The 24,112-nt window shown below is 71.0% G+C and carries 21 protein-coding genes; 14 read left to right on the top strand and 7 right to left on the bottom strand.

The genetic code is table 11. The annotated features are described in order from the left end of the window. Position 1: 1 nt before the first annotated feature. Genes sdhA through sdhC form a run of 3 tightly spaced genes read right to left on the bottom strand, consistent with a single transcriptional unit; the run spans position 2 to position 2,687 of the window. Entirely contained in the window at positions 2–1,807 is a 1,806-nt protein-coding gene (gene sdhA / locus BLT99_RS09100) for a succinate dehydrogenase flavoprotein subunit (protein ID WP_092671297.1), read from the bottom strand. 7 nt (positions 1,808–1,814) lie between these two features. Then, on the bottom strand, positions 1,815–2,258 hold the full coding sequence (locus BLT99_RS09095) for a succinate dehydrogenase hydrophobic membrane anchor subunit (protein ID WP_092671294.1): 444 nt from the start codon (positions 2,256–2,258) through the stop codon (positions 1,815–1,817). 9 nt (positions 2,259–2,267) lie between these two features. After that, positions 2,268–2,687 (bottom strand): succinate dehydrogenase, cytochrome b556 subunit, encoded by a 420-nt coding sequence (sdhC, locus tag BLT99_RS09090; RefSeq protein ID WP_092671291.1) that lies wholly within the window; start codon positions 2,685–2,687, stop codon positions 2,268–2,270. Between the two features lie 138 nt (positions 2,688–2,825). Between sdhC and BLT99_RS09085 the strand changes: the two genes are divergently transcribed. The 11 genes from BLT99_RS09085 to BLT99_RS09035 all read left to right on the top strand — a co-directional run bounded on the left by BLT99_RS09085 (position 2,826) and on the right by BLT99_RS09035 (position 14,363). After that, complete coding sequence (locus tag BLT99_RS09085; RefSeq protein ID WP_092671288.1) at positions 2,826–3,944, top strand: mannose-1-phosphate guanylyltransferase; 1,119 nt, start codon at positions 2,826–2,828, stop codon at positions 3,942–3,944. 19 nt (positions 3,945–3,963) lie between these two features. Further along, positions 3,964–5,025: a BMP family lipoprotein gene (locus tag BLT99_RS09080; RefSeq protein ID WP_092671287.1), complete on the top strand. Its 1,062-nt coding sequence runs from the start codon at positions 3,964–3,966 to the stop codon at positions 5,023–5,025. 179 nt (positions 5,026–5,204) lie between these two features. Beyond that, positions 5,205–6,302 carry a BMP family lipoprotein gene (locus BLT99_RS09075; RefSeq protein ID WP_197675481.1) on the top strand — a complete coding sequence of 366 codons (1,098 nt, stop codon included), beginning with the start codon at positions 5,205–5,207 and terminating at the stop codon, positions 6,300–6,302. Positions 6,303–6,469: 167 nt separating this feature from the next. Continuing rightward, positions 6,470–7,987 carry an ABC transporter ATP-binding protein gene (locus BLT99_RS09070; protein WP_092671285.1) on the top strand — a complete coding sequence of 506 codons (1,518 nt, stop codon included), beginning with the start codon at positions 6,470–6,472 and terminating at the stop codon, positions 7,985–7,987. Beyond that, positions 7,984–9,357, top strand: coding sequence for an ABC transporter permease (locus tag BLT99_RS09065; RefSeq protein ID WP_229724739.1), 1,374 nt, complete (start codon positions 7,984–7,986; stop codon positions 9,355–9,357). The genes BLT99_RS09070 and BLT99_RS09065 overlap by 4 nt, the downstream gene beginning before the upstream one ends. Then, on the top strand, positions 9,354–10,673 hold the full coding sequence (locus BLT99_RS09060) for an ABC transporter permease (protein WP_092671282.1): 1,320 nt from the start codon (positions 9,354–9,356) through the stop codon (positions 10,671–10,673). The genes BLT99_RS09065 and BLT99_RS09060 overlap by 4 nt, the downstream gene beginning before the upstream one ends. 13 nt (positions 10,674–10,686) lie before the next feature. Beyond that, positions 10,687–11,106, top strand: coding sequence for a cytidine deaminase (locus BLT99_RS09055; RefSeq protein ID WP_092671279.1), 420 nt, complete (start codon positions 10,687–10,689; stop codon positions 11,104–11,106). Next, positions 11,103–12,404 (top strand): thymidine phosphorylase, encoded by a 1,302-nt coding sequence (locus tag BLT99_RS09050; RefSeq protein WP_092671276.1) that lies wholly within the window; start codon positions 11,103–11,105, stop codon positions 12,402–12,404. The genes BLT99_RS09055 and BLT99_RS09050 overlap by 4 nt, the downstream gene beginning before the upstream one ends. 52 nt (positions 12,405–12,456) lie before the next feature. Continuing rightward, on the top strand, positions 12,457–13,578 hold the full coding sequence (locus BLT99_RS09045) for an adenosine deaminase (protein ID WP_092671273.1): 1,122 nt from the start codon (positions 12,457–12,459) through the stop codon (positions 13,576–13,578). A gap of 15 nt (positions 13,579–13,593) precedes the next feature. Next, a complete protein-coding gene (locus BLT99_RS09040) occupies positions 13,594–14,082 on the top strand; it encodes a PTS sugar transporter subunit IIA (protein WP_092671270.1) in 489 nt (162 codons plus the stop codon). Next, the gene (locus BLT99_RS09035) at positions 14,079–14,363 is read left to right on the top strand and encodes a PTS sugar transporter subunit IIB (protein ID WP_092671267.1); all 285 of its coding nucleotides are present in this window, start codon (positions 14,079–14,081) and stop codon (positions 14,361–14,363) included. Before BLT99_RS09040 ends, BLT99_RS09035 begins: the two co-directional genes overlap by 4 nt. Before the next feature lie 12 nt (positions 14,364–14,375). On the opposite strand, the gene BLT99_RS09030 is transcribed toward BLT99_RS09035, so the two are convergent. Together BLT99_RS09030 and BLT99_RS09025 are read right to left on the bottom strand one after the other, a co-directional pair. Then, positions 14,376–16,094: a phospho-sugar mutase gene (locus tag BLT99_RS09030; protein ID WP_092671263.1), complete on the bottom strand. Its 1,719-nt coding sequence runs from the start codon at positions 16,092–16,094 to the stop codon at positions 14,376–14,378. Between the two features lie 67 nt (positions 16,095–16,161). Further along, positions 16,162–16,989 (bottom strand): purine-nucleoside phosphorylase, encoded by an 828-nt coding sequence (locus tag BLT99_RS09025; RefSeq protein WP_092675952.1) that lies wholly within the window; start codon positions 16,987–16,989, stop codon positions 16,162–16,164. Between the two features lie 118 nt (positions 16,990–17,107). Here BLT99_RS09025 and BLT99_RS09020 point away from each other — a divergent pair, with 118 nt between their 5' ends. Both BLT99_RS09020 and BLT99_RS09015 read left to right on the top strand, forming a co-directional pair. After that, complete coding sequence (locus BLT99_RS09020; protein ID WP_371874233.1) at positions 17,108–18,550, top strand: NAD(P)H-quinone dehydrogenase; 1,443 nt, start codon at positions 17,108–17,110, stop codon at positions 18,548–18,550. 45 nt (positions 18,551–18,595) lie between these two features. Next, a complete protein-coding gene (locus tag BLT99_RS09015) occupies positions 18,596–20,107 on the top strand; it encodes an APC family permease (RefSeq protein ID WP_092671257.1) in 1,512 nt (503 codons plus the stop codon). Positions 20,108–20,149: 42 nt separating this feature from the next. On the opposite strand, the gene BLT99_RS09010 is transcribed toward BLT99_RS09015, so the two are convergent. After that, positions 20,150–21,928: an acetyl/propionyl/methylcrotonyl-CoA carboxylase subunit alpha gene (locus tag BLT99_RS09010; protein WP_092671254.1), complete on the bottom strand. Its 1,779-nt coding sequence runs from the start codon at positions 21,926–21,928 to the stop codon at positions 20,150–20,152. Positions 21,929–22,064: 136 nt separating this feature from the next. Continuing rightward, the gene (locus tag BLT99_RS09005) at positions 22,065–22,703 is read right to left on the bottom strand and encodes a Maf family protein (protein ID WP_092671251.1); all 639 of its coding nucleotides are present in this window, start codon (positions 22,701–22,703) and stop codon (positions 22,065–22,067) included. A gap of 41 nt (positions 22,704–22,744) precedes the next feature. Between BLT99_RS09005 and BLT99_RS09000 the strand changes: the two genes are divergently transcribed. Then, positions 22,745–24,076: a class I SAM-dependent RNA methyltransferase gene (locus BLT99_RS09000; protein WP_133988576.1), complete on the top strand. Its 1,332-nt coding sequence runs from the start codon at positions 22,745–22,747 to the stop codon at positions 24,074–24,076. The last annotated feature ends 36 nt before the right edge of the window (positions 24,077–24,112 follow it).

The raw sequence follows: 24,112 nt of genomic DNA, 5'->3' as shown, positions 1-24,112 counted from the left end.
GTCAGTACTTCCTCTCCATCGGCTGGTATCGGGTGATCGTCACGGGCTTCCAGTCGAGCCGGATGTGGTCGGCCGCGTGCGAGGACTGCGGGTCGCCCGAGAGGTACGCCATCGTGTGCTGCATGTACTTCGCGTCGTCGCGGTTCGGGAAGTCGTCGCGCATGTGGCCGCCGCGGCTCTCCTCGCGGTTCGCGGCGGACGTCACCACGACCTCGGCCAGGTCGAGCAGGAAGCCCAGCTCGACCGCCTCGAGCAGGTCGGTGTTGAACCGCTTGCCCTTGTCCTGGACCGCGACGTGCTTGTAGCGCTCGCGCAGGTTCGAGATGACGGATGCCACGTGGGCCAGCGACTCGCTGGTGCGGAACACCTGGGCGCCCTTGTCCATCTCGTCCTGCAGCTCCTTGCGGATCGCGGCGATGCGCTCGGTGCCGTCGGAGTCGCGCAGCGCGTCGAGGAGCGTGCGCACGCCGGCCGCCGGGTCGTCGGGGAGGGGCGTGAAGTCGACCGTCTTGACGTACTCGACGGCATTGCGACCGGCGCGCTTGCCGAAGACGTTGATGTCGAGCAGCGAGTTGGTCCCGAGGCGGTTCGAGCCGTGCACCGAGACGCACGCGCACTCGCCGGCCGCGTACAGGCCGGGCACGACCGTCGTGTTGTCGCGCAGCACCTCGGCCGCCACGTTGGTCGGGATGCCGCCCATCGCGTAGTGCGCGGTGGGCATCACGGGGACGGGCTCGTACACCGGGTCGACGCCGAGGTAGGTGCGTGCGAACTCGGTGATGTCGGGCAGCTTCGTCTCGAGCACCTCGGCGCCGAGGTGCGTGCAGTCGAGCAGCACGTAGTCCTTGTGCGGCCCGGCACCGCGGCCCTCGGCGACCTCCTGCACCATGCAGCGCGCGACGATGTCGCGGGGCGCGAGGTCCTTGATGGTGGGCGCGTAGCGCTCCATGAAGCGCTCGCCCGACGCGTTCCGCAGGATCGCGCCCTCGCCGCGGGCACCCTCGGTGAGGAGGATGCCGAGGCCCGCGAGGCCGGTCGGGTGGAACTGGAAGAACTCCATGTCCTCGAGCGGCAGGCCCTTGCGCCAGATGATGCCGACGCCGTCGCCCGTGAGGGTGTGCGCGTTCGAGGTGGTCTTGTAGATCTTGCCGAAGCCGCCGGTGGCGAAGATGATCGCCTTCGCCTGGAAGACGTGCAGCTCGCCCGTCGCGAGCTCGTAGGCCACGACGCCCGACGGCTGGGGGACGCCGTCGACCTCGGTCATGACCAGGTCGAGCGCGTAGTACTCGTTGTAGAACTCGATGCCGAGCTTCACGCAGTTCTGGAACAGGGTCTGCAGGATCATGTGACCCGTGCGGTCGGCCGCGTAGCATGCGCGACGCACGGGCGCCTTGCCGTGGTCGCGCGTGTGCCCGCCGAAGCGGCGCTGGTCGATCTTGCCCTCGGGCGTGCGGTTGAACGGCAGGCCCATGTTCTCGAGGTCGATGACCGCGTCGATGGCCTCCTTCGCCAGGATCTCGGCCGCGTCCTGGTCGACGAGGTAGTCGCCACCCTTGACGGTGTCGAACGTGTGCCACTCCCAGCTGTCCTCCTCGACGTTCGCGAGCGCTGCGGCCATGCCGCCCTGCGCCGCGCCCGTGTGGGAGCGGGTCGGGTAGAGCTTCGAGATGACGGCCGTCTTCGCGCCGGGCCCGGCCTCGATGGCCGCGCGCATGCCGGCACCGCCGGCGCCGACGATGACGATGTCGTACTGGTGGAGGTGGACGCCGTCGACGACCGTCGTCTCGACGTGGTTCTCGGTGGTCACGTGTCTCCTATGCGGTGCAGAACGAGGGGAGGAGCTCGGCCGGCGATCCGGCGGGGCACGGGTCGAACGTGAAGATCACGAGCGTGCCGAGCACGAGCAGGACGACGGTCGCGAGCAGGAGCGCGCCCTTCAGCACCTTCTGCACCGCGCCGGGGCTCGTGTAGTCGTTGATGATCGTGCGCATGCCGTTCGCGCCGTGGATCAGCGCGAGCCAGAGGATGAGGAGGTCCCAGACCTGCCAGAACGGGCTGGCCCACTTGCCGGCGACGAAGCCGAAGTCGATGGCCTTCACGCCCTCGCCGTCGACGAGGTTCACGTAGAGGTGGCCGAAGATGAGGACGACGAGGAGCACGCCCGAGGCGCGCATCCAGATCCAGCCCCACTTCTCGAGGTTGACGCCCCTGCGGGGCGCCCGCCGCGCCGGCGTGCGCGGGGATTCGATGACGGTCATCTCGCGCTCCTAGTGGCTGAAGACGTTGATCAGGTGGCGCGGGGTGAACGCGAGCATGGTGAGCACCCACAGCGCCACGACGACGTAGAAGAGGACCTTCTGGTTGCGGGTGGCCCACGACCAGAAGTCGACGAGGATGATGCGCAGTCCGTTGAACGCGTGGAAGACGATCGCGCCGACGAGCGCCACCTCGCCGAGGCCCATGATCGGCGTCTGGTAGGTGCCGATGACCGCGTTGTAGGCGTCGGGGCTCACGCGAACGAGGGCGGTGTCGAGGATGTGCACGAGGAGGAAGAAGAAGATCGCGACCCCGGTGATCCGGTGCAGCACCCACGACCACATGCCCTCGCGGCCGCGGTAGAGCGTGCCGCCCGGCTTCTGCTGTGCCGGTTGGGGTGCGGTCGGGGTCCGTGTCGTCGTTGCGGACATGGACAACCCTCCTGGCGGTGTGCGTCGCCCGACTGTGGGCGTGACGGGACCGATGGCCCGGCACCGAGTCTATCCCCGCCGCGAGCGTGCTTCGTTCGCCGCCGCGTCCATGCAGGGCCCCGCCACTATCCTGATCGGATGCGACAGGCTCCCCTCGAACGCTTCTACAGCGTGATCCCCGCCGGCGGCGTCGGCTCCCGGCTCTGGCCGCTGTCGCGCGCCGACGCGCCCAAGTTCCTGCACGACCTCACCGGCTCGGGGCAGACGCTGCTACGGGACACGTGGGACCGCCTGGCGCCGCTGTCGGGCGAGCAGCGCATCATGGTCGTCACGGGTCGCGCGCACCGCGCCGCCGTCGAGGCCCAGCTGCCCGAGCTGACCGACGAGAACATCGTCCTCGAGAGCGAGCCCCGCGACTCGACCGCGGCCATCGGCCTCGCGGCGGCGATCTTGGAGCGCCGCGAGCCGGGCGTGATCATCGGCTCGTTCGCGGCCGACCACGTGATCTCCGGGACCACGCTGTTCCGCGAGGCGGTCACCTCCGCGGTCGCCGCGGCCGACGCGGGCTACATCGCGACGATCGGCATCACGCCGACGGAGCCGGCGGTGGGCTTCGGCTACATCGAGTGCGGCGAGGAGCTCGAGATCCCCGGGGCGAGGCATGCGTCGGCGGTCTCGAGCTTCGTCGAGAAGCCCGACCTCGACACGGCTCGCACCTACCTCGAGGGCGGCCGCCATCTCTGGAACGCGGGCATGTTCATCGCACGTGCCGACCGCCTGCTCGAGGAGCTCGCGCGCACCAAGCCCGAGCTCCACGCCGGCCTCGTCGAGCTCGCCGCGGAATGGGACGACCCGGCCACCCGCGGGCCCGCGGTCGACCGCATCTGGCCGGGGCTCGAGAAGATCGCGATCGACTACTCGGTCGCCGAGCCCGCCGCCGAGCGCGGCCGGCTCGCCGTGATCCGCGGCCACTTCCAGTGGGACGACGTGGGCGACTTCGCATCGCTGGCGAAGCTGAACACGGCCGGCCGTTCGGGCGAGCTGGCGATCCTCGGCGAGAATGCGCGCGTCCTCGCCGACGCCGCGAGCGGCATCGTGGTCAGCCGTGCCGATCGCGTCATCACGCTCATCGGGGTCCGCGATATCGTCGTCGTGGACACGCCGGACGCGTTGCTCGTCACCACGAGCGAGCACGCGCAGCGCGTGAAGGCCGTCGTCGACGCCCTGCGTCTCGGCGGATCCAGCGACGTGCTGTAGGCACGGGAAGGCGGTCGGGATGTCGGTGCGCAGGGTCCTCACGTTCGGAGCCGCGCTCGTCGCGGCATCCCTCGCCCTCGCCGGGTGCGGCCCGGCACCCGAGGGCGGCGACGACGGCGCCCAGGCCGAGGTGTGCGCGCGCATGGTCACCAACTCCGGCGGCCTCGAGGACCGTTCGTTCAACCAGTCCAGCTGGGAGGGCCTGCAACAGGCCGAGGAGGAGTACGGCATCGAGGCCGAGGCGCTCGTCTCGACCGGCGAGACCGACCTCGAGCCGAACGTGCAGCAGGCCGTCGACTCCGGCTGCGAGCTCATCGTCACCGTGGGATACGAGCTCGCGCAGGCCACGCTCGACCAGGCCGAGGCCAACCCCGATCTCGCCTTCTCCATCGTCGACGAGGTGGTCGAGGCCGAGAACGTCAAGCCCGTCGTCTTCGACACCGCGCAGGCGTCCTTCCTCGCCGGCTACCTCGCCGCGGGCGTCTCGAAGACGGGCGTCGTGGCGACCTTCGGCGGTGGCAACCAGCCACCGGTCACCCTGTTCATGGACGGCTTCGTCGACGGCGTCGCGATGTACAACGAGGTGCACGGCACCCAGGTGCGCGCGCTCGGCTGGAACAAGCAGACGCAGGACGGCGCGTTCACGGGCGACTTCGAGGACGTCAACAAGGGCAAGGTGCTCACCGAGGGCTTCATCGACCAGGGGGCCGACGTGATCCTCCCCGTCGCGGGCCAGGTGGGCGAAGGGGCGGCCGCGGCCGCGCTCGAGCGCGGCGGCACGTCGATCATCTGGGTCGACAGCGACGGCTACGACACACTTCCCGAGCAGTACCGCGCGGTCCTGCTGACGAGCGTGCTGAAGAACACCCAGCAGGCGATGGTCGAGATCGTGGGCGACGTCGTCGAGGACTCCTTCACGAACGAGCCCTACGTCGGCACGCTCGAGAACGGCGGCGTCGAGATCGCGCCGTACCACGACCTCGAATCGCTCGTCCCCGCCGAGCTGCAGGGCGAGATCGAGGGCGTCAGGCAGCGGATCATCTCGGGTGAGCTCGTCGTCGAGTCGCCCTCCACGCCCTGAGCCGGATGGTGCGTCCCCCGCTCGGGGGTGAGCCATCCCTGCTCATATGAGCAGAATGTCGCGGCTTCATAACCATTGCCCGACCGGGCCGAACGACCCGTGGCGCCCGCCGAAACATTGGGTAACGTGACCTCACGGTCCCCGAGACCTGATCGGGGTGCAGTCTTTTGGAGGACACTGTGACGTTCACGTTCAAGAAGGCCGCGTTCGGCGGCCTGGCGACGCTCGGCGCGGTCGCGCTGCTCGCGGGCTGCGCATCGGCCCCCGAAGAGGCCGAAGACGGCGGCGCCTCGGGCGAGGCGATCGACTTCCAGCCGTGCATGGTCTCCGACGCCGGCGGCTTCGACGACAAGTCGTTCAACCAGCTCGGCTTCGAGGGCATCACCAAGGCGGCCGACGAGCTCGGCGTCGAGGCCATCACCGTCGAGTCCGCGTCCGAGACCGACTACGCGCCGAACCTGACGAGCCTCGTCGACCAGGGCTGCGACCTCATCGTGACCGTCGGCTTCGCTCTCTCGGCGGCGACCGTCGAGTCGGCGCTCGCCAACCCCGACATCGAGTACGTCATCATCGACGACGCGGCCGACAACGACTTCGACGGCACCGTCGACTCCGAGAACATCAAGCCGATCCTCTTCGACACCGCCCAGGCGGCGTTCCTGGCCGGGTACGCGGCGGCAGACTTCAGCGAGACCGACAAGATCGGCACGTTCGGCGGCATGAACTTCCCGACCGTCTCGATCTTCATGGACGGCTTCAAGCAGGGCGCCGACTACTACAACCAGGAGAAGGGCACGAGCGTCCAGGTCCTCGGCTGGGACGGCACCGACGGCCTCTTCACGGGTGGATTCGAGGCGAACGACACCGCTCGCCAGGTCGCCCAGGGCCTGATCGACCAGGACGTCGACGTGCTGCTGCCCGTCGGCGGCCCGATCTACCAGTCGGCTGCGGCGGCGATCCGCGAGGCCGGCCGTGACATCGCCCTCATCGGCGTGGACGCGGACTTCACCGAGACCGACCCCGACGTCGCCGACCTCGTGCTGACCTCGATCCTCAAGGGCATCGACGTCGGCACCTACGAGGCCGTGCTCGCCGCCGGCCAGGGCGAGTTCGACGCGACGCCGTTCATCGGCACGCTCGAGAACGAGGGCGTCGGCCTCGCGCCGTTCCACGACTTCGAGTCGAAGGTCTCCGACACGCTCCAGGGCGAGCTCGACGAGCTGAAGGATGCGATCATCGCCGGCGACATCGAGGTCAAGTCCTACCTCGCCGGTTAAGGACGACCCGCATGGACGGGGAGGTCGGCACCAGCCGACCTCCCCGTTCGGCATTCCTGCCCGCGCATCCGCGCAGGCGCGTCAACATGTGAGCAGGCCCCCTCGGGCCGTTCCGACATCCGCGCAGCACCCCCAACAGATGCAGCGCGCTCACTAGGATCGGGGACATGAAGCTCGAACTTCGCGGCATCACGAAGCGCTTCGGCAGCCTGGTCGCCAACGACCACATCGACCTCACCGTGGAGGCTGGAGAGATCCACTGCCTCCTCGGCGAGAACGGCGCGGGCAAGTCGACGCTGATGAACGTGCTCTACGGCCTGTACCAAGCCGACGAGGGCGAGGTGCTCCTCGACGGCGAGGTGCAGCACTTCGCCGGACCGGGTGACGCGATGGCCGCTGGCATCGGCATGGTGCACCAGCACTTCATGCTCATCCCCGTGTTCACGGTGGCCGAGAACGTCATGCTCGGCAACGAGTCCACCCGCACCGGCGGGTTGCTCGACCTCGCGGCGGCCCGCGAGAAGGTTACCGAGATCTCGAAGCGATTCGGCTTCCACGTCGATCCCGACGCGCTGGTCGAAGACCTCCCCGTCGGCGTCCAGCAGCGCGTCGAGATCATCAAGGCGCTCTCCCGCGACGCGCGCGTGCTCGTCTTCGACGAGCCCACGGCCGTGCTCACGCCGCAGGAGACCGACGAGCTGATGGGCATCATGCGCCAGCTCAAGGAGTCGGGCACGTCCATCGTGTTCATCACGCACAAGCTGCGCGAGGTACGCGAGGTCGCCGACCGCATCACGGTCATCCGCCTCGGCAAGGTCGTCGGCGAGGCGTCCCCCACCGCGTCGAACGCCGAGCTGGCCTCCCTCATGGTCGGTCGCACGGTCGAGCTGAAGGTCCACAAGGAGGAGCCGACGCTCGGCGAGCCCTCGCTCGTGGTCGACGGCCTCACCGTGATCGACCCGCTCGGTCACCTCGTCGTCAACGACGTGAGCTTCGAGGTGCGTCGGGGCGAGATCCTCGCCGTCGCGGGCGTCCAGGGCAACGGCCAGACCGAGCTCACCGAGGCGCTGCTCGGCCTGCAGGAACGCGTCGAGGGCACGGTCCGCCTCGAGGGCGTCGAGCTCGTCGGAGCCAGCGTGCGCCGCATCCTCGAATCCGGCGTGGGCTTCGTGCCCGAGGACCGCAACGAGGACGGCCTGGTCGGCGAGTTCACGATCGCCGAGAACCTGATGCTGAACCGGAGCGAGAGTCCGCCGTTCGTGCGGGCCGGCAACCTCCAGCGCGGTGCGCTGGCCGAGTTCGCGCGCGAGAAGGTGCGCGAGTTCGACATCCGCACGCAGGGCATCGACGTCTGGGCGAGCCGGCTCTCGGGCGGCAACCAGCAGAAGGTCGTGCTCGCGCGCGAGTTGAGCCGCGACCTGCGCCTGCTCGTCGCCGCCCAGCCCACCCGCGGCGTCGACGTCGGCTCGATCGAGTTCATCCACAAGCGCATCGTCGAGGCGCGCGACGCCGGTGTCCCGGTGCTCGTCGTCTCGACCGAGCTCGACGAGGTCGAGGCGCTCGCCGACCGGATCATGGTCATGTACCGGGGTCGCATCGTCGGGATCGTCCCCGGCAACACGCCCCGCGACGTCCTCGGCCTCATGATGGCCGGCGAAACCCCCGCAGAAGGAGCGGCCGCATGAGCGACCCCCAGGACCCGCGGGGCGACGCGCCCCGCGCCGACGAGCCCGACCTCGACATCGACGTCGTCCTCGAAGAACCCGGCGCCGTGTCCGAGGAGCCCGCCGCGGCCCCGGTCGCCGGCCCCGGCGTCACGCCGACGCCCGAAGGCGCCGAGGTGCCGCCGCCGTCCCGCTGGCACACGACCCTGCGCGACATCGCGACGGGCAACGCCATCATCTCCGTGCTCGCGGTCCTGCTCGCGCTGCTGGTCGGCGCGATCATGATCGCCTTCACCGACGAGCGCGTCCAGGAGACGAGCGTCTACTTCTTCGCGCGTCCGACCGACACGCTCATCGCGGTCTGGGATTCCGTGTCGGGCGCTTACTCGGCGCTGTTCCAGGGTGCGGTCTACAACTTCCGGCGCGACAACTTCATCGACGGCATCCGCCCGCTCACCGAGACGCTGACCTTCGCGACGCCGCTGATCGCGGGTGGCCTCGGCGTGGCGCTCGCGTTCCGCGTCGGCATGTTCAACATCGGTGGACGCGGCCAGATGCTCATCGCCGCGTCGGTGGCGGGATGGCTCGCATTCGGCTTCGACCTGCCCTGGGGCATCCACATGCTCGTGGCCCTCGTCGGCGGACTCGTGGGCGGCGCCCTCTGGGCCGGCATCGCCGGTGTTCTCAAGGCGCGCACCGGCGCCCACGAGGTGATCGTGACGATCATGCTGAACTACGTGGCCTTCTACCTCGTGTCGTGGCTGCTCCGAACGCCCGGCCTCCTGCAGGCGCCGGGGTCGTCGAACCCCAAGACGCCCGCGATGAAGGAGACGGCGGTCTTCCCCGCGCTGCTGGGCGACCAGTACAACCTGCACTTCGGGTTCATCCTCGCGGTGATCGCGACCGTGGTCGTCTGGTGGATCCTGAGCCGCTCCAGCCTGGGGTTCAAATTCCGCGCCGTCGGCATCAACCCCAACGCGGCGCGCGTGGCCGGCATCAACGTCAAGGGCATGTACGTCTACGCGATGCTCATCTCGGGCGCGCTCCTGGGCCTCGCCGGCGTGAGCCAGGTGCTCGGCACCGTGACGAGCGGTTTCACGGCCGGCATCGACGCCGGCATCGGCTTCGACGCGATCACCGTGGCACTGCTCGGCCGCTCGACGCCGTGGGGCACCTTCGCGGCCGGCATCCTCTTCGGCGCGTTCAAGGCCGGCGGCTTCGCCATGCAGGCCGCCGAGGGCGTGCCGATCGAGATCGTGCTCGTGGTGCAGTCGCTCATCGTGCTCTTCATCGCCGCGCCGCCGCTCGTGCGCACGATCTTCCGACTGCCCGACCCCGACCGCCGCAAGCGACCCACGCGCGTGACCCCGAAGGAGGTGGTGGCGAAGTGACCAGCTCACTGGCGAACGCCCCCGTGGCCCCGCAGTCCGCGTCGCTCGACACGACGGTCGTGACGAGCTGGAAGGCGCCCATCGCCTTCGGCATCTTCACGCTCGTGCTGCTCGCCTTCGCCGTGTTCGCACCGCGATCCGGCGGCACGACCACCTATCGGCTCTCGACGGCCAACGACGTCATCCAGCTCCCAGAGCTCGTCGTCCCCGCGATGCCCGCGCTGTGGACCGTCGTGATCCTGCTCGCGATCGCCACGGCGTACTCGGCGTGGCTCGTCTCGCAGAAGCGCCGCGTGCCGCTCTGGCTGGTCGTCGTCTACGCGATCCTGTTCATGTTCGGCTTCCTGACCTGGGCCGGCGCGGGTGCATCGCTGCCGATGATCGGCCTGCTCTTCGGCTCGCTGAGCCTCGCGGTCCCGCTGATCTTCGGCTCGCTGGCCGGCGTCATCGGCGAGCGTGCCGGCGTCGTCAACATCGCGATCGAGGGCCAGCTCCTCGCGGGCGCCTTCACCGCGGCCGTCGTCTGCTCGATCGTGTCGACGTCGACCGGCCAGTCCTGGCTCGGCCTCATCGCGGGCACCGTGGCGGCCATGGTCGCCGGCATGCTCGTCGGGATGGTGCTCGCGGCCTTCGCGATCAAGTACTTCGTCGACCAGGTCATCGTGGGCGTGGTGCTCAACGTGCTCGTGGTGGGCCTCACGAGCTTCTTCTTCTCGCAGGTGCTCGCCCCGAACGCCGCCGAGCTCAACAACACCGGCCAGCGGTTCGAGCGGCTGCCCATCCCGATCCTCAGCGAGATCCCGATCATCGGACCCGTCCTGTTCCGGCAGACGATCATCGTGTACCTCATGTACATCGCGGTCGCGCTGGTCTACGTCGGCCTGTTCCACACCAAGTGGGGCCTGCGGGTCCGCGCGGTGGGCGAGCACCCGCAGGCGGCCGACACCGTCGGCATCAACGTCAACCGCACCCGGTTCTGGAACGTGGCGCTCGCGGGCGCGATCGCCGGCCTCGGCGGCACGTTCTTCACGATCGGCTCGGGCATCGCCTTCAACAAGGAGATGACCGCGGGCGCGGGCTTCATCGCGCTCGCCGCCGTCATCTTCGGCCAGTGGGATCCGATCAAGGCGACCCTCGCGGCGCTGCTGTTCGGCTTCGCATCGAACCTGCAGAACACGTTGTCGGTCATCGGTTCGCCCGTGCCGAGCGAGTTCATGCTCATGCTGCCGTACGTCGTGACCATCTTCGCCGTCGCCGGCCTGGTCGGGAAGTCGCGGGCGCCCGCGGCCGACGGCAAGCCGTACATCAAGTCCTGACCCGAGGAGCACCATGACCGCCCAGCACGCGATCGACTGGGACCACCTCCGCGAGATCGCCCGCGAGGCGATGGCGAAGGCGTACGTCCCGTACTCTCAGTTCCCCGTCGGCGCGGCAGCCATCGCCGACGACGGCCGCATCGTGAGCGGATGCAACGTCGAGAACGCCTCCTACGGCGTCACGCTGTGCGCCGAATGCTCGCTGGTCTCCGCCCTGGTCATGTCGGGCGGCGGCCGGCTCACGGCGTTCACGTGCGTCGACGGCCACGGGAACGTGCTCATGCCCTGCGGCCGGTGCCGCCAGCTGCTCTTCGAGCACTCGGCCGACGGCATGATCCTCGAGACCGTGTCGGGACTGAAGACCATCGACGAGGTGCTGCCCGACGCGTTCGGTCCGCGACAGCTCGCCGAGTTCCGAGGGGAGTCCGCATGAGCGCGGTCGAGGCCTTCGACGCCGTCGACCTGATCCGCACGAAGCGCGATCGCGGCGAGCTGTCGACCGAGCAGATCGGCTGGCTCGTCGACGCGTACACCCGGGGATACGTCGCCGACGAGCAGATGTCGGCCATGACCATGGCGATCTTCCTCAACGGCATGACGCGCCGCGAGATCCGCGACATGACCATGGCGATGATCGCCTCGGGCGAGCGCATGGACTTCTCCGGCCTCGGCAAGCCCACGACCGACAAGCACTCGACGGGCGGCGTGGGCGACAAGATCACGCTGCCCCTGATGCCGCTCGTGGCGTCCTTCGGCGTCGCCGTGCCGCAGCTGTCGGGCCGCGGTCTCGGCCACACGGGCGGCACACTCGACAAGCTCGAGTCCATCCCCGGATGGCGCGCCGAGCTGTCGAACGACGAGATGTTCGCGCAGCTGCGCGACGTCGGCGGCGTGATCTGCGCGGCGGGCGCGGGCCTCGCCCCCGCCGACAAGAAGCTGTACGCGCTCCGCGACATCACGGGGACCGTCGAGGCCATCCCGCTCATCGCCTCGTCGATCATGTCGAAGAAGATCGCCGAGGGCACGGGGGCGCTGGTGCTCGACGTGAAGTTCGGCTCGGGCGCGTTCCTGCAGGACATCGAGCGCTCTCGCGAGCTCGCTCGCACCATGGTCGAGCTCGGCGAGGATGCGGGCGTGGCGACGTCGGCGCTGCTCACGAACATGAACGTCCCGCTCGGACTCACCATCGGCAACGCCAACGAGGTGCGCGAGTCCGTCGAGGTCCTCGCGGGCGGCGGGCCTGCAGACATCCGCGAGCTGACCGTCGAACTCGCGCGCGAGATGCTCGCGCTCGCCGGGCAGGCCGACGTGGACGTCGAGGCCGCGCTCGACGACGGTCGCGCGATGGACACCTGGCGTGCGGCCATCCGCGCGCAGGGCGGCGACCCCGACGCGCCGCTGCCGACGGCGCGGGAGCAGCACGTGGTGGTGGCCGAACGCGACGGCGTGCTCGTCCGGCAGGAGGCGCTGCCGTTCGGCATCGGGGCATGGCGCCTGGGCGCCGGGCGGGCACGCAAGGAGGACCCGGTCCAGCACGCCGCCGGCATCGACCTGCACGCCAAGCCCGGCGATGCGGTCCGCAAGGGCGAGCCGCTGTTCACGCTCCACGCCGATGAGCCCGAGCGCTTCGCACGCGCCCTCGAGGCCGTCGAGGGCGCGTGGACGATCGGCGAGCCCGGCGACGAGATCCAGGACGGCGGCCCCCTCATCGCCGACCGCATCGGCCGCTGACGCCGCGCGAAATGGCCACGCCGGGCGAGGCGCGCGCCGCTATCGTGGTGGGGTGGACACGCACGCGACCGACTACCGGCTCGAGGGGGACGGCACCGACATCCGGTCGCTGCCCAAGATCTCGTTGCACGATCACCTCGACGGCGGCCTGCGGCCGCAGACCCTGATCGAACTCGCCGACGAGATCGGCCACGAGGTGCCCGCGGCCGACGCCGAGGCGCTCGGCACCTGGTTCGCCGAGCAGTCGAACTCGGGTTCGCTCGTCGAGTACCTCAAGACGTTCGACCTGACGACCGCGGTCATGCAGACGCGCGACGGCTTGGCCCGAGTCGCCCGCGAGTTCGTGCTCGACCTCGCCGAGGACGGCGTGATCTACGGCGAGGTGCGCTGGGCGCCCGAACAGCACCTCACGCGCGGGCTCTCGCTCGACGAGACCGTCGAGGCCGTGCAGGCCGGTCTCGACGAGGGCGTCGACGAGGTGCGTCGGCAAGGCGGTCGCATCCGCGTGGGGCAGCTCGTGACGGCCATGCGCCACGCCGACCGCGGGCTCGAGATCGCCGAGCTCGCGGTTCGCCATCGCGATCGCGGCGTCGTCGGCTTCGACATCGCGGGAGCCGAGGCCGGGTTCCCCGCCAGCCGGCACCGCACGGCCTTCGACTACCTCGCCACGCGGTTCCTCCCCGTCACCGTGCACGCCGGCGAGGGCGACGGCCTCGAGTCCATCCGCAGCGCACTGTTCGACGGCCGGGCCCTGCGCCTGGGCCACGGCGTCCGCCTCGCCGAGGACCTGACCATCGAGCGCCAGGACGACGAGAACACCTACGTCTCGCTCGGTCCGGTCGCGCAGTGGGTTCGCGACCGCGAGATCGCGCTCGAGACGAGCCCGTCGTCGAATCTGCAGACCGGCGCGATCGCGCGGTGGGGTGACGAACTCGTCGACCACCCGTTCGACCTGCTCTACCAGCTCGGCTTCCGTGTCACCGTCAACACCGACAACCGCCTGCAGTCGTCCACGAGCCTCACCCGTGAGCTGGCGCTGCTCGTCGACGCCTTCGGCTACGACCTCGACGACCTCGAGACGTTCCAGCTGAACGCCGCCGCGGCCGCGTTCCTGCCTCTCGACGACCGCGAGGACCTGGTCGAGCAGATCCAGGACGGCTTCGACGAGGCCTGACCCGATTCCGATCGCATGACGCTTCCCCCGCTCCCCGACGATGCCGTGATCCTGGCCGCTCGCGCAGACGACTGGCGTGCCGCCGTCCGAGAGGCCGGGCGGGGGCTGGCCCGATCCGGCGCGACGCGCGAGGGCTACGCCGACCGCATGATCGCGGTGCTCGAGGAGTTCGGCGCGTACATCGTCATCGCGCCCGGCCTGGCGCTCGCGCACGCGCGACCGGGACCTGACGTCGTGCGCAGCGGGCTCGCGGTCGTCACCCTCGCCGAGCCCGTGGCGTTCGGCCATCCGCACAACGACCCGGTGCGCGTGGTCGTCGGACTCGCGGTCTCGAACGCCGAGGAGCACGTGGCCAGCGTGGCGGGCCTGGCGAACGTCTTCAACGAGCGGTCGGCCATCGACCGGCTCGCCGGTGCGCGCTCCGCGGCCGACGTGATCGCCGTGTTCGACGAGGGCGCTGAGGCGCGCCGCGAGGCGACGGATGGCACGGGGGCGGCCTCATGAGGATCGTCGCGGTGTGCGGGCTCGGCGTCGGCACGTCGGCCATCCTGAAGGCGAACGCGGAACGCGCGCTCGACCGGCTCGGGCTCTCGGCCGACGTGACGGCGAGTGATCTCGCGGGCATCGCCGACGCCGCGGCCGACGCGCAGGTCGTGCTCACCTCGACCGAGCTGGCCGACCGGGTGCGCGCCGCGCTCGGCCGGACCTGGTCCGAGATCGTCGAGGTCGAGAACTACTTCGACGTCGAGGAGATCGGCCGCAAGCTCGACGCGTCGCTCGGCTGAGGCGACTCGGGCTCAGGCGACGAGCTCGCGCATGCCCGCTTCGAGTCGAGCGACCATGTCGGAGGCGGCGGCACGCCGTTCGGCCACCGTCCCCTCGGCGGACGCCGCGTCGATGTAGACCTTGAGCTTCGGCTCGGTGCCGCTCGGTCGGACCATGACCCGCGCGCCGCCATCGAGCCGGATGCGCAGCACGTCGGACGGCGGGAGCCCGTCGACGCCGCGCGCGAGGTCGTCGATCCGCTCCACGCGGACCCCGCCCACCTCGGCCGGGGGCTGCGCCCGCAGCCGCGCCATGACGCCGGCGATGCGAGAGAGGTCGGTCACGCGGATCGACACCTGAGACGAGGCGAACGCGCCGAACCGCTCGACGAACTCGTCGAGCAGATCGGCGACCGTGCGGCCATCGGCCGCGGCGGCGGCCGCGAGCGACAGGAACGCCACGCCTGCCGAGATGCCGTCCTTGTCGCGCAGCGTCGCGGGATTCACGAGGTAGCCGAGCGCCTCCTCGAAGCCGAACACGAGGCCCGGCGCCCGCGAGATCCACTTGAAGCCCGTGAGCGTCGCGGCGAAGTCGAGTCCGTGCGCGCGCGCCACGACCTCGAGGCCGGGGGAGGAGACGATCGAACACGCGAGCGTGCCCCGCGTGCCGCCGCCGTCCGCCGCCGGCGCCGCGGCATCCGCCCCGGTCACCTGCTGTGCGACCAGCCAGCCGAGCAGCAGCCCGACCTCGTTGCCAGTCAGCCTGCGGTAGCCCCCCTCGGCCGAGGGGTCGGGGATCGCGATCGCGAGCCGGTCGGCGTCGGGGTCGTTCGCGATGACGAGGTCGGCGCCCGCCTCGCGGGCCGCCTCGAAGGAGAGGTCCATGGCGCCCGGTTCCTCGGGATTCGGGAACGTCACGGTCGGGAACCGGCCGTCGGGCTCGATCTGCGCCGAGACGAGTGTGGGGACGTCGAAGCCCGCGGTCTCGAGCACGCGCCGCATGGTCTCCCAGCCCACCCCGTGCATGGCCGTGTAGACGACGCGCGGCTGCGCCGGCGGGGGGCCGGCGATGGCCGCCGTCTCGGCCACGTACGCGTCGACGACCGACTCGGGTGCGGTCTCGAATGCGCCGCGCGGCAGCTCGGGCACGGTCGTGCCCTCGGCGACCCGCGAGATGTGCGCCGCGATCTCGGCGTCGGCCGGCGCCACGATCTGCGATCCGGCATCCTCGCCGCCGAGGTACACCTTCATTCCGTTGTCGTTCGGCGGGTTGTGCGAGGCCGTGATCATGACCCCGGCGCTCGTGCCGAGGTGCCGGACCGCGAAGGCGAGCACGGGAGTGGGCAGCAGCCGGGGCAGCAGGATGGCGCGCACGCCCGCGCCCGCCATGACCTCGGCGACGTCGCGGGCGAACGCCTGGGAGTTGCGTCGGCCGTCGTAGCCGACGACGACCGAGGGCGTCGTGCCGTCCGTCGCACGCTCGAGCAGGTAGGCCGCGAGGCCCGCGGCGCCCTGGGACACGAGCACGCGGTTCATCCGGTTGGGACCGGCGGCGATCTCGCCGCGCAGCCCCGCGGTGCCGAACGCGAGCCGGCTGTCGAAGCGATCGGCGAGGTCGGCGGCCGCGGCGGCGTCGCCCGACCGCGCGCCCTCGACGATGGCGGCGAGCTCGTCGCGGGTCTCGGGGTCGGGGTCCTGGGCCATCCAGGCCTCGGCGAGGGCGATGCGGTCGGCGTCGGTGGACTGCGGCATCCGTTGCCTTCTCTCTCTCGATGCGGCGGCGCGTCGTCGCGCCGCGAGGGCCGGGTGCGGACCGCGGCTAGATGGCCGCGACGACCTTCGCGAGCAGGTCGGAGATGGCCGCCTCGGCGTTGCGGCCGGCCTCGATGACCTCCTCGTGGCTGAGCGGCGTCGTCTGGATCCCGGCCGCGAGGTTGGTGATGAGCGACATCCCGAGCACCTCCATGCCGGCCTGCCGCGCCGCGATGGCCTCGAGCGCGGTCGACATGCCGACGATGTGCCCGCCGATGGTCTTGGCCATCTGCACCTCGGCCGGCGTCTCGTAGTGCGGCCCGCGGAACTGCACGTACACGCCCTCTTCGAGCGAGGGGTCGATCTGCTTCGCGACGCCGCGCAGCCGTGCCGAATACAGGTCGGTCAGGTCGACGAACGTCGCGCCCTCGAGCGGCGAGTCGCCCGTGAGGTTGATGTGGTCGCTGATGAGCACGGGCGTGCCCGGCGTCCAGTGCTCCTTGATGCCGCCGGCGCCGTTGGTGAGGATCATGGTCGTGGCGCCGGCGGCCGCCGCGGTGCGCACCGAGTGCACGACCCGGCGCACGCCGTGTCCCTCGTAGTAGTGCGTGCGCGCGCCGATCACGAGCGCGCGCTTGCCGTTCGGCAGGGCGACCGAGCGGAGCGTGCCGACGTGTCCCTCGAGCGCGGGCTTCGAGAAGCCGGGCACCTCGGTCGCGGGGATCGTGTGGGTCGTCTCGCCGATCAGTTCGGCCGCGGCGCCCCAGCCCGATCCGAGCGTGAGGGCGAGGTCGTGCCGCTCGACGCCGGTGAGCTCCGCGATGCGGGCGGCGGCGTCGCGAGCGACGGCGAACGGGTCGGCGGCGGGGTCGTCGAGCGGGTTCTGCTGCTGCATCCCATCATGGTACGCATCGGTCGGATGCCGCGGGACGGCGTGCGCACCGGCGTGCTCGCGTGCGCGCGCCATCCGACCGCTCGGCCGCGTTCGCGCGTGCGGTCGCGCGTGCGGAAGAATGGTCCGCATGTCTCACACCGAGTTCGAGCGCACGCAGCGGATCGCCGTACTCGGAGGTGGACCGGGCGGCTACGAGGCCGCGCTCGCGGCCGCACAGCTCGGCGCCGAGGTCACGCTCGTCGAGCGGGCCGGCGTCGGCGGCTCCGCGGTGCTCACCGACGTCGTGCCGTCGAAGTCGCTCATCGCGACCGCCGAGGCGTCGAACGCGGTCAAGGAGGCCGCCGACCTCGGCGTGCAGTTCTACGCGAAGGGCGACCACGAGAAGGCCGTCAAGCCGCAGGTCGCGATCAACCTCCAGGCCGTGAACAAGCGGCTCCTCGGGCTCGCGGCCCAGCAGTCCGAGGACATGCGCTCGAACCTCATCGAGGCCGGCGTGCACCTCGTGCAGGGCGAGGGCCGGCTCGACGGGCCGAACGCGATCATCGTCTCGACCGCGAAGGGCGGCACCGACTTCGACCGCATCGAGGCCGACACGCTCGTCATCTCGACGGGCGCGACGCCGCGCGTGCTGCCCACCGCCGTGCCCGATGGCGAGCGCATCCTCACGTGGACGCAGCTCTATCACCTCACGCAGGTGCCCGAGCACCTCATCGTCGTCGGCTCGGGCGTCACCGGCGCCGAGTTCGCGTCGGCCTATCGGGCGCTCGGCGCGAAGGTCACGCTCATCTCGAGCCGCGACCAGGTGCTCCCGGGCGAGGATGCCGACGCGGCATCCGTCATCGAGAAGGTCTTCAAGCGCAACGGCATGAAGGTCATGAACAAGTCCCGCGCCGAGTCGGTGGTCGCCGACGCCGACGGCGTCGTGGCGACCCTGACCGACGGGCGCGAGGTGCGCGGCTCGCACTGCCTCATGGCGGTCGGGTCGGTGCCGAACACGCGCGACCTCGGCCTCGAGGAGGCGGGCGTGCAGCTTGCCGAGTCGGGGCACATCCGCGTCAATCGGGTCGCGCGCACCTCGATGCCGAACATCTACGCGGCGGGCGACTGCACGACGTTCCTGCCGCTCGCATCGGTGGCGTCGATGCAGGGCCGCACCGCGGTGTTCCACGCCATGGGCGACATCGTCAACCCGCCCGAGAATCGCAACATCACCTCGAACATCTTCACGCAGCCCGAGATCGCGACGGTCGGCTGGACCGAGAAGGAGATCGACGAGGGCGTCGTGCCCGGAGCCGTGTACAAGCTGCCGCTCTCGTCGAACCCGCGCGCCAAGATGATGGGCATCCGAGACGGCTTCGTGAAGCTGTTCGCCTCCGCCGGATCCGGCGCGATCATCGGCGGCGTGATCGTCGCCCCGAAGGCGTCCGAGCTGATCTTCCCGCTCGCGCTCGCGGTCGAGCACCGGCTCACCGTCGACCAGTTCGCCGAGGCCTTCCCGGTCTATCCGTCCTTGTCGGGTTCGCTGACGGATGCCGCGAGGGCCATGCACGTCGTACGCTGACCCTTGTGCGCCTCGACGCCGACGGCGCGTGAGAGGGGGAGGCTCATGGACTGGCGCGTGAAGTCCGTCGAGGCGACGATCGCCGATTCAGGTGATGAGGAGCGCAGCCTCAAGCGGTCGCTCGGCACGTGGGACCTGGCGCTCATGGGGATCGCGGTCGCGGTCGGCGCGGGCATCTTCTCGGTCGGCGCCAACGCGGCGGCGAACTTCGCCGGGCCGAGCGTGATCGTCTCGTTCATCCTCGCCGCCATCACCTGCGGGCTCGCGATCATGTGCTACGCGGAGTTCGCGTCGACCGTGCCGGTCGCCGGCAGCGCCTACACGTTCACGTACGCGACGATGGGCGAGCTGCTCGCCTGGATCATCGGCTGGGACCTCATCCTCGAGATGTTCACCGGCGCCGCCGTGATCGCGAAGTACTGGGGCGTGTACCTCGGCGAGGCGCTGCTGGCGTTCGGAGTGCCGTTCCCCGCGACGCTCGACCTCGGCGGGATCGAGGTCAGCTGGCCGGCGTTCCTCGTCGTCGCGGTGTTCACCGCGCTGCTCGTGGCCGGAACGAAGCTCACGTCCCGCGTGGGCTGGGTGTTCACGCTCATCAAGGTCGCGATCGTGCTGTTCGTGATCGTGGTCGGGTTCTTCTTCCTCAACGCCGCGAACTTCACGCCGTTCATCCCCGAACCCGTCCCGACCGAGGGCGGCTCGGCCGACGTGTGGACGCAGTCCCTGTTCTCGTGGGCCACCGGCGCGGCGCCCGCGCAGTACGGCGTGTTCGGCATGCTCGCCGCCGCCTCGCTCGTCTTCTTCGCCTTCATCGGCTTCGACGTCGTCGCGACGAGCGCCGAGGAGGTCCGCGAGCCGCAGAAGCGCCTGCCGCGCGGCATCTTCCTCGGACTCGGCATCGTGACGGCGCTCTACGTGCTCGTCTCGATCGTGATGACCGGGATGGTGTCGTACCAGGAGCTCGCGAAGGAGGAGGCGCCCTCGCTCGCCACGGCATTCCGGCTCGTCGGCCAGGAATGGGCGTCAGCGGTCATCTCGGTCGGCGCGCTCGCCGGACTGACGACCGTGATCATGGTGCTGCTCCTCGGGCTCTCGCGCATCGTGTTCGCCCTGAGCCGTGACGGCCTGCTCCCGCGGTGGCTGTCGGTGACGACGCACCACACCAAGACGCCGGCGCGCATCCAGATCATCGGCGGCACCATCGTGGCGCTCGTCGCGGCCTTCACCGACGTCGGGCTGCTCGAGGAGATGATCAACATCGGCACGCTCTCGGCCTTCGTGCTCGTGAGCCTCGGCATCGTGGTGCTTCGTCGCACCCGGCCCGACCTGCCGCGCGGCTTCCGGGTGCCGTGGTCGCCCGTGCTGCCGATCCTGTCGGCGGTCCTCTGCTTCTGGCTGATGCTCAACCTCACGACGCTCACCTGGGTGCGGTTCCTCGTGTGGCTCGCCATCGGCGTCGTGATCTACCTGCTCTACGGCCGCCGACGCTCGCGCGTGGGCGAGGAGGTCAGCGAGGTCGAGCTCCCCACGCCGCAGGGCGCTCCGCCGTTCGGCTGAGCCGCGCGCGCCGAGGCCGTCGGCGCGACGCCGCTACGCCCGTCAGGCGGCGGGCGCGTCGGCGATCGACAGGAGCAGGTGGCCGCTGGACACGGTCGCACCGGGCTCGGCGTTGACCAGCCCGATGACGCCGTCCTTGTGGGCGACGATGGGCTGCTCCATCTTCATCGCCTCGAGCACGAGCACGAGGTCGCCCTTGACGACCTTGTCGCCCTCGGCGACGGCGACCTTGACGACCGTCGCCTGCATGGGCGCGGTGACCGCGTCGCCCGTCGAGGTGTCGACCGAGTGGTGCACCGCGCGCCGGCGCGGCGCGGGTCCGGCGGTCGCCGACGCGGAGGTCGCGCCGGCGAGGCGCTTCGGCAGCGACACCTCGACGCGGCGGCCGTCGACCTCGACCACGACGCTCGTGCGAGCCGCCGGGCCCTTGGCCTCCTCGAGCTCACCGGTCCACGGTTCGAGGCGGTTGTCGTACTCGGTCTCGATCCAGCGCGTGTAGACCGAGAACGGCTGCCCGTTGGTCGGAGCGAACGCGGGGTGGGCCACGATGTCGCGATGGAAGGGGAGCACCGTCGGCAGTCCGGCGACCTCGAACTCGTCGAGCGCGCGACGAGCGCGCTCGAGGGCGTCCTTGCGAGTCGCGCCCGTGACGATCAGCTTGGCGAGCAGCGAGTCGAACGCGCCCGAGATCTCGTCGCCGCTCGTGACACCCGAGTCGACGCGCACGCCGGGGCCCCCGGGGAAGCGCAGCTGGTGGATGGGTCCGGGTGCGGGGAGGAAGTTGCGACCCGGGTCCTCGCCGTTGATGCGGAACTCGATCGAGTGGCCCGTGGTCTCGGGGTCGGGGTAGTCGAGGACGCCGCCCTCGGCGAGCCGGAACTGCTCGCGGACGAGGTCGAGCCCGGTGACCTCTTCGGAGACGGGGTGCTCGACCTGGAGGCGCGTGTTCACCTCGAGGAAGGAGACCGTGCCGTCCTGGCCGATGAGGAACTCGCATGTGCCCGCGCCGACGTAGCCGACCTCTTTGAGGATGGCCTTCGACGCGTCGTACAGGAGCCGGTTCTGCTCCTCGGTGAGGAACGGCGCGGGCGCCTCCTCGACGAGCTTCTGGTGCCGCCGCTGCAGCGAGCAGTCGCGCGTCGAGACGACGACGACGTTGCCGTGCTCGTCGGCGAGGCACTGGGTCTCGACGTGGCGGGGCTTGTCGAGGTACTTCTCGACGAAGCACTCGCCGCGGCCGAACGCGGCGACCGCCTCGCGCGTGGCCGACTCGAAGAGCTCGGGCACCTCCTCACGCGTGCGGGCGACCTTGAGTCCGCGGCCGCCGCCGCCGAATGCGGCCTTGATGGCGACCGGCAGGCCGTGCTCGTCGACGAAGTCGAGCACCTCCGCGGCATCCGCCACCGGGTTGAGCGTGCCTGGTGCGAGGGGCGCGCCGACCTTCTCGGCGACGTGCCGGGCGGAGACCTTGTCGCCGAGGCGCTCGATCGCCTCGGGCGACGGCCCGATCCACACGAGGCCGGCAGCGATGACGGCGCGGGCGAAGTCGGGGTTCTCGGCCAGGAAGCCGTACCCGGGGTGCACGGCGTCGGCGCCGGAGCGGCGGGCGACGGAGAGGAGCTTGTCGATGACGAGGTACGTCTCGGCACTCGTCGTGCCGTCGAGCGCGTACGCCTGGTCGGCGAGCTTGACGTGGCGGGCATCGCGGTCCTGGTCGGCGTAGACGGCGACCGAAGCGATGCCCGCGTCGCGAGCCGCGCGGATGACGCGGACGGCGATCTCGCCACGGTTGGCGATGAGGACCTTGGTGATGCGACGCATGATCCCCAAGCCTATTGGCGGATTCCCAGCCGCCTTTGGGCGCGGTCGACAAAAAAGCCGGGGGAGCGTGTCGTTCGCGAACAATGATCGGATGCCGCTCCGCGTGTTCCGGCTGGTCGGGCTCCGATTCGACGCTTCAGCGCAAGTCCCAGAGATCCGTCCACCGGACGCCCAACTCGCGGACGAGTTCGCGCAGCGTCGACAGGGAGAGTCCCACCACCGTCGAGGGATCGCCGGTCACGGACCGGATGAACGGCCCGCCGAGGCTGTCGACCGTGAACGCGCCAGCGACCGCGAGCGGCTCGCCCGTGGCGACGTAGGCGTCGATCTCGGCGTCGTCGAGCCGGGCGAACTCCACCACCGCCGACGCGGGACGGCCAACCGCGGCCCGAGGCGCCCCGTCGCGATGGTCGATGAGCCAGTGGCCCGACCACAGCACGCCCGATCGCCCGTTCTGCCCGGCCCAGCGCGCGCGTGCGACCTCGGGCCGGTGCGGCTTGCCGTGCAGCTCGCCGCCGACCAGGAAGGCGGAGTCGCCGCCGAGCACGAGCCCGTCGATCGGCCGGCCGTCCACGTCGCGGCCCACGATCGCCTCGGCCTTGCGCCGCGCGAGGAGCTGCACGAGCTCGTCGGGCGAGAGCGGGCCGTGCTCTGCCTCGTGCGCCGTCACCGCCGCTTCCTCGTCGACCGCGGGTGCGACGAGCAGCGGCTCGACGCCCGCCTGCCGCAGGAGCTGCCGACGTGCGGGCGAGGTGGAGGCGAGGTAGAGGCGCATCCCCCCATCCTGCCGGTCGCGCCGTGTGCGATGCTCGGGTCATGGCACAGGATCGTCGTCGTCGCCGCCCGGCCCGCGGCCACCGCCGAGGCGGCTCGGCCCGGCCCGCTGCGCCGGGACCCGTCCTCGACCTCGAGGTCGAGCGCATCGCGCACGGCGGCGTCGCGGTCGCCCGGCACGAGGGCCGGGTCGTCTTCGTCGCCGACGCCATCCCGGGCGAGCGCGTGGCGGCGCAGGTCGTGGACGCGGGACGCGAGCGGTTCTGGCGCGCCGAGACGATCTCGGTGCTGCGCGCCTCGCCCGATCGCCGCGAGCACCCCTGGGCCGAGGCATCCGTCGACCGGGCCCCGGAGCAGCGTGCCGGCGGCGCCGAGTTCGGCCACATCGCGATGGCCAGGCAGCGCGAGCTCAAGGCCGACGTGCTGCGCGATGCACTGCGGCGCATGGGCGGAGTCGAGGCGGAGGCCGCGGTCGAGCCCGTCGATCCCGCCGTCGCGCCGGGCGTCGACCCCGAGGCCGGCACCGGATGGCGCACTCGCGTGCGACTCCACGTCGCGCCCGACGGCACCGTGGGTCCGTACGCGGCGCGCAGCCACACCGTGGTGCCGGTCGCCTCGCTGCCGCTCGCGGCGCCCGCCATCCAGGCCATCGCACCGATCGCACGCACGCTCGAGGGCGCCACCGCCGTCGACCTCGTCGCCCCGGCCGACGGCGACCCCCAGCTGATCGTCCGCTCGCCCGGCGACCACCGCAGCCGACGCGATGCGGCGCCGACGATCACCGAGCGCGTCGGCGAACGGCGCTTCACGGTCGACCGCGACGGCTTCTGGCAGGTGCACGTCGGCGCGGCAGCGACGTTGACGGCCGCCGTGCAGGACCTCGTCGACCCCGATCGCTTCGATCCCGCCGCCGACAACCAGGACCTCTACGGCGGCGTCGGCCTGCTCGCCGCCGCCGTGGGCGATCGATTCGGGTCGGGCGTGCGGATCACCACCGTCGAGGCCGACGCCGGAGCCACCGAGCACGCGGGCGCGAACCTCGCCGACTGGGTGGGCGCTCGCGCCGTGACGGCACGGGTCGACCGCTACCTCGACGAACTGGCGGCGGCGCCGGATGCCGCGACGCGGGGCCTGCGCGGGGCGACCGTCGTGCTCGACCCGCCGCGGTCCGGCGCGGGTCGGGCCGTCGTCGACCGGCTCGCCGCGCTGCGGCCCGCCCAGGTCGTCTACGTCGCCTGCGACCCCGTCGCGCTGGCACGGGATGTCGGGCTGTTCCGCGCCCACGGGTACGAGCTCGAGGCGCTCCGCGCCTTCGACCTCTTCCCGGACACGCACCACGTCGAGGCGGTCGCGCGACTGGCCGCTATCGTGTGAGGACCAGCACGGAACCAGACGACGGAAGCCGGATGA

Source organism: Agromyces flavus (genome assembly GCF_900104685.1).
GTDB lineage: Bacteria > Actinomycetota > Actinomycetes > Actinomycetales > Microbacteriaceae > Agromyces > Agromyces flavus.
The sequence above is the reverse complement of the archived record's forward strand: the minus strand, read 5'-3'. Positions and strand labels throughout refer to the sequence as shown.

Excerpts from the sequence above, each read along its gene's own strand:
- BLT99_RS09095 (WP_092671294.1), bottom strand. The coding sequence starts at position 2,258 with ATGACCGTCATCGAATCCCCGCGCACGCCGGCGCGGCGGGCGCCCCGC.
- sdhC (WP_092671291.1), bottom strand. The coding sequence starts at position 2,687 with ATGTCCGCAACGACGACACGGACCCCGACCGCACCCCAACCGGCACAG.
- BLT99_RS09085 (WP_092671288.1), top strand. The coding sequence starts at position 2,826 with ATGCGACAGGCTCCCCTCGAACGCTTCTACAGCGTGATCCCCGCCGGC.
- BLT99_RS09080 (WP_092671287.1), top strand. The coding sequence starts at position 3,964 with ATGTCGGTGCGCAGGGTCCTCACGTTCGGAGCCGCGCTCGTCGCGGCA.
- BLT99_RS09070 (WP_092671285.1), top strand. The coding sequence starts at position 6,470 with ATGAAGCTCGAACTTCGCGGCATCACGAAGCGCTTCGGCAGCCTGGTC.
- BLT99_RS09065 (WP_229724739.1), top strand. The coding sequence starts at position 7,984 with ATGAGCGACCCCCAGGACCCGCGGGGCGACGCGCCCCGCGCCGACGAG.
- BLT99_RS09055 (WP_092671279.1), top strand. The coding sequence starts at position 10,687 with ATGACCGCCCAGCACGCGATCGACTGGGACCACCTCCGCGAGATCGCC.
- BLT99_RS09050 (WP_092671276.1), top strand. The coding sequence starts at position 11,103 with ATGAGCGCGGTCGAGGCCTTCGACGCCGTCGACCTGATCCGCACGAAG.
- BLT99_RS09040 (WP_092671270.1), top strand. The coding sequence starts at position 13,594 with ATGACGCTTCCCCCGCTCCCCGACGATGCCGTGATCCTGGCCGCTCGC.
- BLT99_RS09035 (WP_092671267.1), top strand. The coding sequence starts at position 14,079 with ATGAGGATCGTCGCGGTGTGCGGGCTCGGCGTCGGCACGTCGGCCATC.
- BLT99_RS09030 (WP_092671263.1), bottom strand. The coding sequence starts at position 16,094 with ATGCCGCAGTCCACCGACGCCGACCGCATCGCCCTCGCCGAGGCCTGG.
- BLT99_RS09025 (WP_092675952.1), bottom strand. The coding sequence starts at position 16,989 with ATGCAGCAGCAGAACCCGCTCGACGACCCCGCCGCCGACCCGTTCGCC.
- BLT99_RS09020 (WP_371874233.1), top strand. The coding sequence starts at position 17,108 with ATGGTCCGCATGTCTCACACCGAGTTCGAGCGCACGCAGCGGATCGCC.
- BLT99_RS09015 (WP_092671257.1), top strand. The coding sequence starts at position 18,596 with ATGGACTGGCGCGTGAAGTCCGTCGAGGCGACGATCGCCGATTCAGGT.
- BLT99_RS09010 (WP_092671254.1), bottom strand. The coding sequence starts at position 21,928 with ATGCGTCGCATCACCAAGGTCCTCATCGCCAACCGTGGCGAGATCGCC.
- BLT99_RS09005 (WP_092671251.1), bottom strand. The coding sequence starts at position 22,703 with ATGCGCCTCTACCTCGCCTCCACCTCGCCCGCACGTCGGCAGCTCCTG.
- BLT99_RS09000 (WP_133988576.1), top strand. The coding sequence starts at position 22,745 with ATGGCACAGGATCGTCGTCGTCGCCGCCCGGCCCGCGGCCACCGCCGA.